The organism is Scytonema sp. PCC 10023, from assembly GCF_963920835.1.
Lineage (GTDB): Bacteria > Cyanobacteriota > Cyanobacteriia > Cyanobacteriales > Nostocaceae > Kalymmatonema.
The window spans coordinates 1-15,123 of record NZ_CAWUDP010000107.1 but is presented as its reverse complement, the minus strand read 5'-3'; the positions used below and the strand labels follow the sequence as shown (position 1 = coordinate 15,123).

Below are 15,123 nucleotides of genomic sequence, written 5' to 3'. Positions count from 1 at the left end.
TTCGCTTGCTGTGAATATCTGGCACTCCGTTATATAAAGCCTACTCAAAACTACTCAACAATACTCTTTTCTATACAAAGATAGCTGGAATTATAGTTGATGTTTTTGAGTTTCGTTTAATTCCTGCTTCATTCTAGTGATGTCGGCATCAACCAGTCCACAGGCTCTCACCGACTAACTGCCGGATGCGTACAAACTAAGATTGATAGCTGCGTTCAAATCGCGGTCAATCGTGAAACCGCAGTGACCACATTCAAACACTCGCTCATTTAAGGTGAGTGTTTCTTTTTTTGTTCCACAACTAGAACAAGTCTTAGAACTGGGGAACCATCGGTCAGCCACAACAAGCTTGGAGCCATACAGTTCGCACTTGTACGTTAACTGTCTACGGAACTCATGGAATCCCATGTCAGCAATTGCCTTAGCCAATTTATGATTAGCCATCATGCCAGACACATTGAGGTCTTCAATCACTACTGTGCCGTGGTTCTTGGCAAGCAGCGTAGTGAGCTTGTGCAATGTGTCTTTGCGAATGTTGGCAATCTTTCTGTGCAATCTGGCAACCTGCATCTGCGCTTTTTTCCAGTTGTTTGAACCAATGATTTTATGGCGGTTCAACCATTGCATTCTGGATAGTTTTGCTTCATATTTTTTGTAGGATTTGGCTCCAGATATGATTTCACCAGTGCTGAGGGTGCAAAGATTCTTAACACCGAGGTCAACACCTACAACACTTGTCTTATTTAATTGTTGTTGTTCTACGTCAAATCGAAAACTGACAAACCATCTATCAGCTTGTCGGCTAATAGTGCAAGACTTAATCAATACTTGTGGTAATCGCTCATAAGTTTTAAGAACACCAATCACAGGCACTTGGATTTTATTGCTATCAAGTATCTTGACCGTGCCTTCCAAAGTAAAAGAGTCACGTTGACCTTTCTTTTTGAATTTCGGGACACCAGCCGTTTTCTTGAAACAGCGCTTCCAGGATTCTCGTAGCGCCATTAATGCTTGCTGTGGTGTACTTTTTGAGCATTCGTAGTACCATTCGTTTTCAGATTTCACCAGTGCTACCAACCACTTGTGCAGATCGATAGCAGTAGGAAACTTAATTTTAGAGTCGGGGTTGGCTTTGTTGTGGTCTAAAATTTGTTTTGTTAAAGCCAATCCCCAATTCCAGGCATGACGGGCTACTCCGCAATGTTTCATCAATGCCGTGCGCTGTTGGTTGTTTAGTTTTAGCTCGGTTTTAAAACCCAATAACATTGATTCGACCCTTCAATGTATCTTATATGTAAGTTAACAGACATTGAAGTTTTTTGACAATGCCATTCCAAAAAGGAAACAAGCTAGGAGCGAAAAAACGCTATTCGCGTCCCCTAGATAAAGAGGTAATAGCGTTTAGGGGGTATGAAGGACAAAAGGAAAAGCTAAAATTTATCCCCGACTGGCAAGAAAAACTTAGAAAGTTTGTTGATCAACTTTTATCAGATCTACCCAAAAATGAGTAGCAATGGGTAGAGATGGGTAGGAATTAAGTTACAGTTCCTCACCCTTTCCTAGCCCTCCGTACTTGTAAGCAGGGAAACAAATTTTCTACGTTCCCGTCATCTCCCCGGAAAGGGGAGAGTGCGGGGGAATTGAGGAGGTTTCAGGAATTTATACAAGATGTCTATCAATTGAGATAGCAATTTTCTTTTGTTTTGTGATCATTCCAATACGTTCGTGTCCTACCGTACGCTCAGTCGCTCTTCGGGCTTTTAGTATAGCACCACAGAAATAACTAGACAGTTAAAAATGACAAGAAAGCTAGTTTTATAGCCATTCTAGCCGTGTGCTTTCTGCCTTCTTAATACTAGGCATCTTGGCAGTTGGTTTCAGATAAAAGTGTTATATATTGTATTAAATTTCATCTATGAATTTAGTTGAATACATAAAACCAATGGATTTGAATATGTCTCAAATTAACTCAGTTATCATATTGGTGATTTTTTATACGTAAAAATTAAAAGTATTTCTTACTACAAAAAACGGTTGTAGCTAAGCAAAAGATTTCTTTTATACCTACTCTTTTTACAGTACTCAGATATCAAGTTAGTAAATTGATACTGATATAATGAAATAATTTAATTAACTTTATCCGAAAGTTAAGAAAAGTATCAGGAGAACAATATTTAACTTAAAAAACAACTGCTTATTGAGTATTTTATAGAGTAACTATCCGGGTATTTTAAAGATTTATTAACTTTGAATGATTCACTTGATATTGAGTGAATCTTTTTAAGAACATTATCACCTAATTCCGAGGAAAAGCTTAATATGCCTAATCAAAAAATTTTAGTCGTTGAAAATGAAAAAAAAATAGCATTAGATATTAAAAAGAGATTGCAAAAAATGGGATATTATGTTTATGAAATTATTTCTTCTGGAGAAGAAGCTATAAAAAAGGTAGAAGAAACAAATCCCAACTTAGTCTTAGTTGATATTTGTTTATCAGGAACCCTCAATGGTGCGCAGGTTGCTGAGCTTATCAGGAATAATTTTGAAGTTCCAGTTTTATATTTAACAGATTATTCAAAAGTAAAAACAATAAAAAAATATAGATTTAGCGAACCTTTTAGCTATATTACTAAACCAGTGACTGAACAAGACTTGCATATTGCTATCGAAATGGCTCTTTATAAGCACCAAACCAAAAGAAAACTGCTAGAAGAGAAGCGAAAGTTTCTAGCAATTCTTAAAAGTATGGGTTCTGCAGTCATAATTACAGATACTTATGGTTGTATTTGTATGATGAATCCAGTGGCAGAAGCGCTTACAGCGTGGAAACAAGATGAAGCCGTTACTAAAAATTTAACAGAAGTTTTGAGCTTGGTTGACAAGGATACAGGGCTAATGATCAAAGATTTAACGACCCAAGTCATACAGACGGGTATCGTTTTGAATCTACCAGAAACTTTGACATTAATCACTAAGAACCATACAGAAATACAAATTGGCGGTAGTATTGCCCCCATTCGCGATGACGATGGAAATATGATTGGCGCAGTTTTAGTTTTTCAAGATATTACTCAACGTAAACTAATAGAAGCACAACTTGTACGCAATGCTTTCTACGATGCACTAACAGGACTACCAAATAGAGTTTTATTCTTGGAGAGGCTCACCCAAGTGTTTGAGCGGGGAAAACGACGAAACAATGAACGCTATGCTGTTTTGTTTTTAGATTTGGATGGCTTCAAGAAAATTAACGATAGTTTTGGACATAGTATGGGTGATGATTTATTGATGGAGGTTGCTCGACGTTTAGAATCGTGCTTACGCAGTGGCGACACCGTAGCACGATTTGGTGGTGATGAATTTGCGATTCTCATCGAAGATATTAAAGACGTGACCGACGCAACGAACGTTGCCAAACGTATTCAAGAAACCTTAAAGTTGCCAGTTGAGTTGAAAGAACATGAAATACTCATTGCAGCTAGCATTGGTATTGCTTTAAATTGTAGTAGTTATGAGCAACCAGAAAATCTGCTGCGGGATGCTGATATGGCTATGTACCATGCAAAGCAACTGGGAAAAGCTCGTTATGTTGTGTTTAATTCCCAGAAGTCACTCGATACTAATGATTAATCTGCAAAAATTTTTCTAGTAACGCTTGTATTTCCGGTTGCTTAATATAAACATCTGCCGCTTCGATTAAATTATTGATATTCTCTTCACTGACATCATCAATGTCATCGCTCAACCGTTTGCCAGTTAACTCCCTATCAAGTTTAAATTGCAATCGCAAATGACGCTGATCAAGGATTTGGTTGGTAATGTAGTCGTAAACGTCTGCTGAAGCATCAAACAAGACATCCACAATAGGTTGTGCCCATTGTAGAAGACCCCATTGTTGAACTTTTTCTAATGGGATAACCCGCGTAGCATCGCCCGTTCCTATGGAAAGAACAGTAATTTCTTCCAGTGAATGACCCAATCTTAGCGCTTCGGCAACGGCACAGCTAGAGGGGTTATTAGCAGCGACAGCGCCATCAATGGCAGAGTAGATAGTTTGAATTGAATAAGTTGAGGTATCGTCAGGTATCTCGAACCAGGGTGCATCTACCAACGCTTGTCGATTTGCTCCCACATACTTTCTAATAGTGCGAGATTGTCCACTACCTGTGCCACTTGTGATGCTTAAAACGTTACCATTATATATATCTATGGTTGACGATGCTTCCTCATCTAGAGTGATACTGTCTACTGTCGCCTTTTCAACTTTTCCATCTATTCTCTTGTCTAGTTTATGTCCTGGAAAATAAGTTGGAGCAGATGCTGAACAAACGCACGCTTCCCACAGAGAAACATTACCATAACCTTTGTCTTGACGCCAACTTTTAAAAATAATTGGTTCCCGCTCAATCGTGTCATAAGAAACAATTAATAGTAATGGCGAATCGATATCAAACAGTGCTGTCTCCCCGCAAGTCTGTTTTAGGACTTGAATCAAGCCATTGTCTGAATATTTAGGAGCAGAAAAACCATACCTCAAAAGTAATGGAATTCTCTGCAGCGAAAAACGCTTTTGATAAGGAAAGAGTATTCTGCCGTTTTGCTTGTAAAATTCAACAATTTCTTCACTTGTGCATCCTTTGGCAATTGTTGCTGCTAAAATTGCCCCTGTAGAAGTCCCAGCAATTAAGTGAAAATACTCATTTAAAGGTTGATTTATTTGCTGTTCAATCTCTGCCAGTATCTTTGCCCCAATGACTCCCCGAATCCCCCCACCATCCAAGCTCAAAATCCGAAAAGGCATAGTTTCCTCAATCCTCATTATTTGAATTTGATTTTATTATGTTTTTATTATAAATATTTTATTATAAAGAAACATTAGAAAATCATCCAGCAATGAATATAATATTTGAAGATTTAATTACTGATAATTTCATGAATATAGCAATCAGGTTTGATGTTTGAAAAAAATTAAGTATCTTTCGGGTGGGCAATGCCGACTACATCTGGGTTCTATCTGGGTTTTGCTGAGCATTGCCCACCCTACGTGTATTTCAAAAATCTGCGGAGGAATCCTATATTAACCTTTTATATTGCTGCTAAACTTTAAGCAGTAATAACAAAAGAAAAAAATCTGGAAAAATATATATAAATCCTGTTATGGAAAAAACAGAAAAACAAAAAATGCTGGCAGGCGAACTGTATCTTGGTTTCGATGCAGAGTTAGTTGCTGAAAGAAACTTCGCACTTCGTCTACTGAGAATGTATAACTCCACAACCGAAGAACAACAGGAGCAGCGATCGCAAATTCTACAGGAATTATTTGGTCAAGTGGGACAAAATGTGACAATTATGCCGCCATTTCACTGCGACTACGGTAAAAATATTTATGCAGGCGACGGATTGTATATGAATTATGGCTGTGTGATTTTAGACTGCAATACAGTTCATATTGGCGACAATGTATTGTGCGCTCCTTACGTTCAAATTTACACAGCATATCACCCGACAGACCCAGAAACTCGCCTTTCTGGTAGAGAACTTGCGGCTCCAATTAAAATCGGTAATAACGTCTGGATTGGCGGTGGAGCAATTATTTGTCCTGGTGTCACAATTGGCGATAATACGACTATTGGTGCTGGTAGTGTCGTTGTAAAAGATATCCCTGCAAATGTCGTTGCTGTTGGCAATCCCTGTAGAGTTATTCGGGAATTGTAATTTTTAGCTAACAAAAGTTGTCCCCAACTACGCTATCAGATATTCTTACAGCTAGCATACATAAATATCCTTAGATAAGGAGTAGTTCCTGTGGCTACCATTAAAGCTTTGTCAGTAGCTGCTGGTGCAGCATTTATAGTTTGCGGTACAGTGAAAGTCGCAGCAGCTGCAACCTTCAGCGATGCTCCTCTATTTAACGATGTGGCTAGCTACAGTACAACAATCTCTGCTAATAATGACCTAGCCGATATATACTTTCCCAACCCGTCAAATTTGAAAACTGGCAATTACTCCTTTCCTGTTGCGCTGTTATTGCAAGGTGCAAATGTCGATAAATCAAATTACTCAGAATATGCCAGTATAGTAGCTAGATACGGATTTGTAGTTGTTGTACCCAATCATCCAAGGTCACTTCCCCAGTTCGGATTCACAGGACTACTACCTGAAACCTCACAAATCAAAGCTGTTTTGGCACAAATGGAAGCAGAAAATTCCAATCCTGCTTCACCCGTTGCTGGCGTTATCAATACACAAAAACTAGGCTTGCTCGGTCACTCTGCAGGAGGCGCAGTTGGACTATCTGCCATTGCAAACCTCTGCCTTTCCCCTATTCAATGTGAAGGCTCCTTCAACCGACCAAATGAACTGGTAGCCGGAGCTTTCTTTGGTGCAAATCTCCGCAACCAAAACGGGGAATTTTTCCCCATTAACAATTCAGGAATTCCTGTTGCTTTATTGCAAGGAACTCGTGATAGCAGAGTTCTTCCGATTAACACTTCAAAAACTTACGAGCAGATCCAGAACCCTCCTAAGGCGCTGATTAGTATTTTGGGTGCTAACCACTATGGCATCACGAATACGAATAACCCTACAGGTCCAATAACAGATCCTAACACGCCAACCATCCCTCAATCTCTGGCAGTAGAAACTGTCGCCCGTTGGAGTGGACTCTTTTTACGTGCTAGTGTTCTTGATGACAAAGCTGCTTTTGATTACGTTTATTCCACTGGTGATGCACTAGATCCAAATGTGAGCGTGCTTAGCTAAGCTAATGACCCTGGAATTTCACCTGCGGTGGTGACAGTATTTTTATCGCCGCAAAATGGTCTTTCTGTAGATAGCCTGCTGGTGTGCGTAGAACCAATGACTTTTGACAAAGTGCGCTTAATTCAATGGCTGGGCGAATTAGAACCGGAACTATTGCAGCAAGCACAAAACATTTTGCGTCGATACCTGAGCCTGAACGCGGGATAATAGAATTCTGCGCTACTTCCCTAAATTATGACTATTATCGTCTTCGGCAGCATCAACATAGACTTGGTAGCAACAACACCCCGCTTACCAGTTGCAGGAGAAACGCTGCTGGGACGCGATTTTTTCAAAGCACCAGGCGGTAAAGGTGCAAATCAAGCAGTAGCATCAGCGCGGCTGGGAATTCCAACGTACATGGTAGGGCGTGTAGGCACAGATAGTTTTGGTACAGAACTCGTCAACTCTCTGCAAGCATCTGGTGTGCAAACTGACAATGTGTTTGTAGATGAAACTGTGAGTTCTGGTGTTGCCATGATCACTGTAGATGTTAGGGGTGAAAATCAAATTCTTGTCATTCCTGGTGCAAATGGGCGCGTCAATCACGAAGATGTGGAACGATTGTCGCGTTTGTTACCAGAAGCAACTGCACTACTTTTACAATTTGAAATCCCTATGCCTGCTGTTGTTGCCGCTGCCAAAGCCGCACGAGAAGCGGGAGTCAGAGTCATTCTCGACCCAGCACCTGTACAGTCTGATGTACCAGATGAACTTTACCCATTAATAGATATTATCACACCGAATGAAGTGGAAGCAGCGCAACTGGTGGGTTTTCCAGTAGATGGAGAAGAGTCGGCAAAAAAGGCAGTTGCAGTGTTACAGCAACGGGGTGTAAAAAATGCGATCGCTAAACTGGGAGCAAAAGGTGTTTTTTGTGCCACTCAAGAGGAAAGCTTTTTTATACCTAGTTTTCCAGTTCATACTGTTGACACAACTGCTGCAGGAGATGCATTTAATGGTGGTTTAGCGGCGGCGCTTCATGAGGGACTCTCTTTGCCTCAGGCAGTGGTTTGGGGTGCAGCAGCGGGTGCTTTGGCTGCAACGAAACCAGGGGCGCAACCTTCGCTTCCGCATAGAGTGACTTTTGATAAGTTTCTCAAAGAAAGGGAAGTTACTCCCTTCCCGCTAGAAGATTACCTATAATCTAGGTCAAGGTATTACATGAGGTGACCAAGGGGTTCCTGGAGGAAACCCCCGCTTGCGTGTACGGGCGATCGCGTCCCGCACCGCCCCTTGGGCTTAGCGCTGCTGCTTTGGTGCAGATCGCTCAAACGTTCTCTTCTTCTAAACTCTTTTTTATATGCTCATACAAAATTCGACTTTCTTCATTCTCAGAAATACTTACGCAGCGAATTAAATTTGCAGTGCATTCAGCCGCAAGAAACGCCAGCCGAACACCGTACGGAATATCTTCTATGAAATCTTGTAACTCGTAATTCTCACAAAATTCACCTTCGGTTTCTTCAATTTTTCCTTCATCGTTGACTTCTTGATTTTTTACGATAGAACACATGAGAATTTTAAATTTCACTCCGATTTCTTCTATGGCGTTATAAAGTGAAATCTTTTTTTCAAGAGCGTAAGCACAAGCACGTAATAATTTACAAAAATCTTCGTGATTGCCTGCTTCAAAAAAAGTTTCTTTGTCAAATTCTGGTTCAACAATCATCTTTAATTCTCTAACTCATTCTAGAAAGAACGCTACGTCTCTCGCTCCAAATATCAAACCTCTAATCGCATCCTTTTTCAATTAGTTCCACGACTTCTTATTTTTTTTGGCAAGAAGCTACGTGTATCTTTTACTTGGTGCAAGATGTGAGTTGACCTACATTATAGGTAATCTTCTAGCGGGAAGGGAGTAGCCTGTAGAAACGCTTCAAGCGGCGCGTCTCTACAACTACCAACTATTTACCTATATCTTCGTTCCACAGTTCCGGCTTTTCTTCAATAAACTCGCTCATCATCTGTTCGCATTCATCAAGATTGAGATCAACAACTTCCACACCGTGGGATACCATAAATTCTTTGGCACCGGGAAACGTTCTTGATTCTCCAGCTATAACTTTTTTAATCCCAAATTGTACCACTGCCCCAGCGCACAGATAACACGGCATTAAGGTTGAATAGAGTGTTGTACCTTTATAGCTGCCGATTCTACCAGCGTTGCGAAGGCAATCGATTTCCGCATGGGTGACTGGATCTCCGTCTTGCACACGCTTGTTGTGTCCTTTGCCGATAATCTTGCCATCCTTGACGAGAACGGAACCAATGGGAATTCCACCTTCTTGTCTGCCTTGTTTTGCTTGTGCGATCGCAGCTTGCATAAATTCATCCATTTTTTAAATCTCCATGTCTAAACAACTTGTCTTATTGGATCACGATGGTGGTGTAGATGATTATCTAGCAACTATGCTGCTGATGACTATGGATCACATACAGCCGCTAGGTATCGTCGTCACTCCAGCGGATTGCTATGCCGAACCAGCCGTAAGCGCTACACGTAAAATTTTGGATTTAATGGAATGTTCTCATATTCCCGTTGCCCAAAGCACCGTACGCGGTATCAATCCCTTCCCGCGCCTTTACCGTCGCGATTCATTTGTTGTTGACCATCTTCCTATTCTCAATCAAAGCGAAACAATTCGCACATCTTTAGTTGCCGAACCAGGTCAAGATTTCATGATACAAGTGTTACGTGAGGCACCAGAACCTGTAACGTTGATGGTAACTGGTCCGTTGACCACGGTAGCAACTGCACTCGAAAAAGCACCAGACATTGAAGCGAAAATTCAAAGGATTGTCTGGATGGGGGGTGCGTTGAATGTTGCTGGCAATGTGGACAAAAATTTGGAACCAGGACAAGATGGTTCCGCAGAATGGAATGTTTATTGGGACCCTATTTCCGCTGCACAGGTGTGGCAAACCCAGATTGAAATTATCATGTGTCCTTTGGATTTAACCAACAATGTGCCTGTGACATCTGACATTGTGTACAAAGTGGGAAAACAACGCCACTATCCCTTATCTGATTTAGCGGGACAATGTCAAGCGCTGGTTATTCCCCAAGATTATTATTTTTGGGATGTGCTAGCAACGGCTTATCTTGCTCATCCAGAATTTTATCAACTGCGGGAGTGGGAAACAGAAATTATCACTACTGGTCTGAGTCAGGGGCGTACCAAAATAGTGTCTGGAGGGCGTAAGATTTCTGCGATGGATACGGTAGATAAAAAAGCTTTCTACGCTTATATTTTGCAGCAGTGGGCACGGTGAATTTTAGATTTTAACCGCACCCTCGATGCAGAGAAACGCAGATAATTGTCTGTTACATCTGCGTCCATCCTCGTCGAGGGTGCGGTTGCAATTCATGATTATTACAAACATTGAAACAAAATCAGCTACCGTTTGTTTTGGCGATAAACTCGATGTAATTACTTATAATAATAGTAAAAACAGGTTTTTTTGCTTTAACAGTGTATATTGCAATGATTTTCAACTGGTGCGTCTAAAATTGCATATTTTATAGCAAAAAGATGAAAGAGAATAAAATTTTTCTACTGATTTTATTTTTTTGTTGCTTTCTATCTTTTGACCAGTTACCAGTGTAAAAGATAGGAGAGGCAAAATGAACAAATCTCTTTTAATTGGTGTAACACTCCGAAATCGATACAAAATTTTTCAGTATCTGGGAGGTGGCGGTTTTGGCGATACTTACTTGGCTAACGATTTAGATTTACCAGGGCAACCCCTGTGTGTTGTCAAACACCTCAAACTAAAAAACCCAAATCCTGATTTTTTGACTCTTGCGAAAAAGCTATTTGACAGGGAAGCACAAATTTTATACCAGCTTGGTAAGCAACATCCCCAGATTCCCCAGCTATTTGCCCATTTTCCAGAAAACGGAGAATTTTATTTAGTTCAAGAATACGTTGATGGGCATGATTTGATAAAAGCAAAAGAAATTATTCCTGGTTCGCCCAAGAGTGAGAGTGAAGTCTTAAGGCTTGTCAAGGAAATTCTAGAAGTTTTGGCGTTTGTTCATCAACAAGGTATTATCCACCGGGATATCAAGCCACAGAATTTAATGCGGCGTAAAGATGGGAAAATTGTACTGATTGACTTTGGGGCGGTAAAAGAAATCAGTGCTTTGAAAGTCAACGCTCAAGGTGAAAGCAGCCTAACAGTTGCAATTGGCACTCGGGGTTATATGCCTAGTGAACAACAGGCTTTTCGTCCTCAGTTCAGTAGTGATATCTATGCGGTGGGAGTTCTTGCTTTTCAGGCGTTGACTGGATTACAACCTCAACAGCTACCGCGAGATGCCAACAATGGTGAATTGTATTGCGCTTTGCTTGCCGACAGGATCAATATTAGCCCCCAGGGTGCAGAAATTTTAGATACGATGGTGCGCTATGACTATCGTCAGCGTTACCAAAATGGTACCGTTGCGTTGCAAGCCTTGCAGCGATATCTGGATCTCTATGAGGCTCCAACTCTCCAGCCAACGCCGAGAATTGTTCAAGCTTCACAAGCAGCTCCTCTCGTTTGTTCGCAAAATTCGCAGTCAGTGAGTGAAACCTCTATTTTCCAAAGAATTTTGCAATTCTTTCGGCAGTTGTTTGGTGAAAGTACGCCTGATAATCCTCAAGCATCAAGTATTATTGCTCCCCAACCAGCTTCTACTTCTGGCAGTTTTGAACAACCAGAAGGACAAGTAAGCTTGCAATCTGCCTTTTATGTAGAACGTCCACCCACTGAGGCTGATTGTTACGAAACGATTTTACAACCAGGAGCGCTGATCCGGATTAAAGCTCCCCGGCAGATGGGTAAGACTTCACTTTTGACACGTGTTCTTCATCATGGGACGCAACATGGCTGTCAAACAGCATACTTGAACTTTCAATCAGCAGATGCAGAGTTTTTTACCAATCTGGATAAGTTCTTGCAGTGGTTTTGTGGCAGCATTGCTCAGGAGTTGAATCTCAAGGATAAGCTCACTGAATATTGGCAAGGTGTTTTGGGTAGTAAGGATAAGTGTACAAACTACTTTCAAAGATACTTGCTGTCAGAAATTCATAGCCCAATCGTTTTGGGTTTGGATGAAGTTGACCAAGTTTTTCAATATCCGCAAGTTGCATCAGAATTTTTCGCCTTACTAAGAGCTTGGCATGAAACTTCTAAGAATAAAGAAATTTGGAAAAAACTGCGATTGGTGATTGTGCATTCCAAAGAAGTTTATATTCCTTTGAATATTAATCAGTCACCGTTTAATGTGGGATTGCCAATTGAGTTACCAGAGTTCAATGAGTCACAAGTGCGGAATTTGGTGCAACGACACCATTTGAATTGGACTGAGGAGGAATTTCAGCAATTCATGGCAATGGTGGGGGGACATCCCTATCTAGTCAGGAAAGCACTTCATGAAATTGCTCGTGGCAGAATTAGCTTGTCGCAATTCTTACAAATTGCGCCGACAGAAGAAGGTTTTTATAGTGACCATCTGCGTAGGCATTTGAGGAATTTACAGGAAGATAGCAAGTTAGTTGCTGCTATCAAACAAGTCGTTGCTGTGACTCACCCAGTACGGATAGAAACAGGTTTGGCATTTAAGTTACGCAGTATGGGGTTAGTGAAGTTTCAAGGTAATGATGTCACGCCTTTATGTGATTTATATCGGTTATATTTTCGGGATAATTTGGGGGTGAATTAGATTATTTTTTCTTGTTTTATCCATTTAGGACTTACGCAGAAGAGATCCCCCAACCCCCTTCAAAAGGGGGCTTTTAAGATTTTTCTCATTCCCAGTCTCTGGCTGGCAATTTCTCGTTCCCAGTCTCTGGCTGGCACTATCAGGCAATACGGTTCAGTTAAGGTTAATGTGTAAAAAATCACGTGTGTAGAGACGCGCCATGGCGCGTCTCTACATTGTGTTCCTAATAAGGGTTGTGGTCTTATCTGAACCGTATTTTCTCGTTCCCAGTCTCTGGCTGGCACTATCAGGAGGCAGAGCCTCCTGTAGCGGCAGAGCCGCTTTGTCTGTATTTCCTGCTTAGACCACCGAAACAAGGAATCCCCTAAGTGCATAATTTGATGAGTCTGACCCCTATAAAAAAGAAGATATTGTTGGTTAGCTCTTAGAGGATGTTTGGAAAGTGTCGTCTTGTACCAAAATTTATCAATGATCCCCCTAAATCCCCCTAAAAAAGGGGGACTTTTACCCTCTTTTTAAGGGGGGCTAGGGGTCCCCTCTGGGGTTGGGGGGCAAAGGGGGGATCAAGTAAAATATTTGATACTTCTCAAACATCCTCTTAATCGCAAACTTCCGTTCAGTAAACAGGTATAATTTAACGCACAGAATCAGACTTTAGTCAATGCGTAATATCATGTCCGGTTGAATAATTATCATTAAATATCGCGCAAAGGCGCAAAGGCGCAAAGAAAGACGCAAATTTTTTTGATAACTAATTAAGCGGACTTGATATAAGTCCTAAAGATAATCAGTATTTAACTAATCTATAGAGAAAATTTAAAAAGACATCCAAATGACTCAACAATTTCACAGATTATACAAATATCAAGTTGGGGGCAGTCTACCAATTGATGCTCCCACTTATGTTCAGCGACAGGCAGATTTTGAACTCTACACAGCTTTGAAGGCAGGGGAATTCTGCTATGTCCTCAACTCCCGGCAAATGGGCAAATCTAGCCTGAAGATACGAACGATGCGAAGGTTGCAGGCAGAGGATTTTGCCTGTGTTGATATTGATATTACAAGCATTGGCACTGCGGATATCACTTCCGAACAATGGTATGCCGGGATAATCAATGCTATTATCAATAGTCTGGAACTGTATGAAAACTTTGATTTAAATACTTGGTGGTCAACAGAAGGTTTCCTGTCTCCAGTGAACCGATTAAGCAAGTTTATTGAAACTGTTTTATTGCAGTTAGTTTCTCAAAAAATTGTAATTTTTGTAGATGAAATCGACAGTGTTTTGAGTCTGAAATTTGAGAGAGATGATTTTTTCGCTCTCATTCGTGAATGCTATAACAATCGGGCGACAAAACCAGATTATCAACGACTGACTTTTGCGCTGCTTGGGGTAGCGTCTCCTTCTGATTTAATTCAAGATAAACGACGCACACCTTTTAATATTGGTAGAGCGATTCAACTAACTGGTTTTCAGTTACGAGAAGCTAAACCGTTAGCGGGTGGTTTGGCGGTGAAAACTAACAATCCAATGGCGGTAATCGCAGCAGTTTTGAATTGGACAGAAGGGCAACCTTTTCTGACTCAAAAACTTTGCCAGATGATTCTTGATGCTGATGCTGCTATTCCAGAGGATAGGGTTGCTGAGTGGGTAGAGAAGTTGGTGCAAACTAGAGTCATTTCTAATTGGGAATCTCAGGATGAACCAGAGCATTTAAAGACGATTCGTGACCGGATTTTACGAGGAGGCGGACAGAGGACAGGTAGGTTGTTGGGACTGTATCAACAAATTCTACAACACGAAGAAATTGCAGACGATAATAGTTTAGAACAAACCCAATTGCGGCTTTCAGGATTGGTGGTAAAGGGTGAAGGCAAGCTGAGAGTTTATAACCGCATTTATGCTGCTGTTTTTAACAAAACTTGGCTGGAACAAGCACTGGCAGACTTGCGTCCTTATGCACAAGCATTTAGAGCTTGGGTAGATTCGCGTTATCAGGATGAGTCGCGTTTGTTGCGGGGTCAAGCGTTGCAGGATGCCTTAGCATGGACGGCTGGGAAAAGTTTGAGCAATGAGGATTATGAGTTTTTATCTGCTAGTCAAAAATTAGATAAAAGAGAAATTGAAATTGCTTTAGAAGTTAAAGAAGAAGAAGGACGGATATTAGCACAAGCGAATGAGACTTTAACCAAAGCACAACAAAAAGCCAAGCGGCAGATTCGCATTGGCGGTACGATATTAGTGTTATCCTTAATTGGGGCAGTCATCGCTGGAATATTTGCAACTGATGCGCTTAAACAAGCGCAAGAGGCACAGGAAACCACAAAGTTAGAAAGAGCAGGGGTTGCAGCTTTAGATCAGTTTGAGAAACAACATCAAGAAATAGAAGCATTACTAGCGGCGATGGATGCTGGACAAAAGTTGAAAGAACTGGTGAAGGATGGACAACCTTTAGAAAGATATCCTACTGGTAGCCCCATCCTCGCTTTACAAACAATTGTTGACAACATCCACGAACGGGCGCAACTCAAAGGGCATCAGAACTGGGTCAGAAGTGCAGCATTTAGCCCGGATGGTCAACGCATTGTGACAGCATCTTTTGACCGCA

Annotated in this window: 13 protein-coding genes; 9 read left to right on the top strand and 4 right to left on the bottom strand. The window is 41.0% G+C overall.

The window, feature by feature from the left end; all coding sequences use genetic code 11:
• Positions 1-174: 174 nt before the first annotated feature.
• Positions 175-1,266 carry an RNA-guided endonuclease InsQ/TnpB family protein gene (locus tag ACM0OZ_RS39640; protein ID WP_414588350.1) on the bottom strand — a complete coding sequence of 364 codons (1,092 nt, stop codon included), beginning with the start codon at positions 1,264-1,266 and terminating at the stop codon, positions 175-177.
• Positions 1,267-1,325: 59 nt separating this feature from the next.
• Between ACM0OZ_RS39640 and ACM0OZ_RS39635 the strand changes: the two genes are divergently transcribed.
• Positions 1,326-1,511, top strand: coding sequence for a hypothetical protein (locus ACM0OZ_RS39635; protein ID WP_414588349.1), 186 nt, complete (start codon positions 1,326-1,328; stop codon positions 1,509-1,511).
• An 808-nt stretch (positions 1,512-2,319) separates the two neighbouring features.
• Positions 2,320-3,630 carry a diguanylate cyclase domain-containing protein gene (locus ACM0OZ_RS39630; protein WP_414588348.1) on the top strand — a complete coding sequence of 437 codons (1,311 nt, stop codon included), beginning with the start codon at positions 2,320-2,322 and terminating at the stop codon, positions 3,628-3,630.
• Here the strand turns inward: ACM0OZ_RS39630 and ACM0OZ_RS39625 are convergent.
• Positions 3,620-4,801: a patatin-like phospholipase family protein gene (locus ACM0OZ_RS39625; RefSeq protein WP_414588347.1), complete on the bottom strand. Its 1,182-nt coding sequence runs from the start codon at positions 4,799-4,801 to the stop codon at positions 3,620-3,622. The genes ACM0OZ_RS39630 and ACM0OZ_RS39625 overlap by 11 nt on opposite strands.
• Before the next feature lie 356 nt (positions 4,802-5,157).
• Between ACM0OZ_RS39625 and ACM0OZ_RS39620 the strand changes: the two genes are divergently transcribed.
• The 4 genes from ACM0OZ_RS39620 (at position 5,158) to rbsK (ending at position 7,947) form a co-directional block, all read left to right on the top strand.
• Positions 5,158-5,715 (top strand): sugar O-acetyltransferase, encoded by a 558-nt coding sequence (locus ACM0OZ_RS39620; RefSeq protein ID WP_414588346.1) that lies wholly within the window; start codon positions 5,158-5,160, stop codon positions 5,713-5,715.
• 90 nt (positions 5,716-5,805) lie between these two features.
• Positions 5,806-6,762, top strand: coding sequence for an alpha/beta hydrolase family protein (locus ACM0OZ_RS39615; protein WP_414588345.1), 957 nt, complete (start codon positions 5,806-5,808; stop codon positions 6,760-6,762).
• Between the two features lie 30 nt (positions 6,763-6,792).
• The gene (locus tag ACM0OZ_RS39610) at positions 6,793-6,969 is read left to right on the top strand and encodes a hypothetical protein (RefSeq protein WP_414588344.1); all 177 of its coding nucleotides are present in this window, start codon (positions 6,793-6,795) and stop codon (positions 6,967-6,969) included.
• Positions 6,970-6,996: 27 nt separating this feature from the next.
• Positions 6,997-7,947: a ribokinase gene (gene rbsK / locus ACM0OZ_RS39605; RefSeq protein ID WP_414588343.1), complete on the top strand. Its 951-nt coding sequence runs from the start codon at positions 6,997-6,999 to the stop codon at positions 7,945-7,947.
• A gap of 124 nt (positions 7,948-8,071) precedes the next feature.
• On the opposite strand, the gene ACM0OZ_RS39600 is transcribed toward rbsK, so the two are convergent.
• Positions 8,072-8,473, bottom strand: coding sequence for a hypothetical protein (locus tag ACM0OZ_RS39600; protein ID WP_414588342.1), 402 nt, complete (start codon positions 8,471-8,473; stop codon positions 8,072-8,074).
• Positions 8,474-8,708: 235 nt separating this feature from the next.
• Positions 8,709-9,140 (bottom strand): nucleoside deaminase, encoded by a 432-nt coding sequence (locus tag ACM0OZ_RS39595; RefSeq protein ID WP_414588341.1) that lies wholly within the window; start codon positions 9,138-9,140, stop codon positions 8,709-8,711.
• A 13-nt stretch (positions 9,141-9,153) separates the two neighbouring features.
• Between ACM0OZ_RS39595 and ACM0OZ_RS39590 the strand changes: the two genes are divergently transcribed.
• From ACM0OZ_RS39590 to ACM0OZ_RS39580, 3 genes are all read left to right on the top strand, one after another.
• Positions 9,154-10,077: a nucleoside hydrolase gene (locus ACM0OZ_RS39590; protein ID WP_414588340.1), complete on the top strand. Its 924-nt coding sequence runs from the start codon at positions 9,154-9,156 to the stop codon at positions 10,075-10,077.
• 352 nt (positions 10,078-10,429) lie between these two features.
• Positions 10,430-12,514 (top strand): AAA-like domain-containing protein, encoded by a 2,085-nt coding sequence (locus ACM0OZ_RS39585; RefSeq protein ID WP_414588339.1) that lies wholly within the window; start codon positions 10,430-10,432, stop codon positions 12,512-12,514.
• Positions 12,515-13,346: 832 nt separating this feature from the next.
• Positions 13,347-15,123, top strand: a 1,777-nt coding sequence (locus ACM0OZ_RS39580) for an AAA-like domain-containing protein (RefSeq protein WP_414588338.1), incomplete at its 3' end; no start/stop codon positions are given.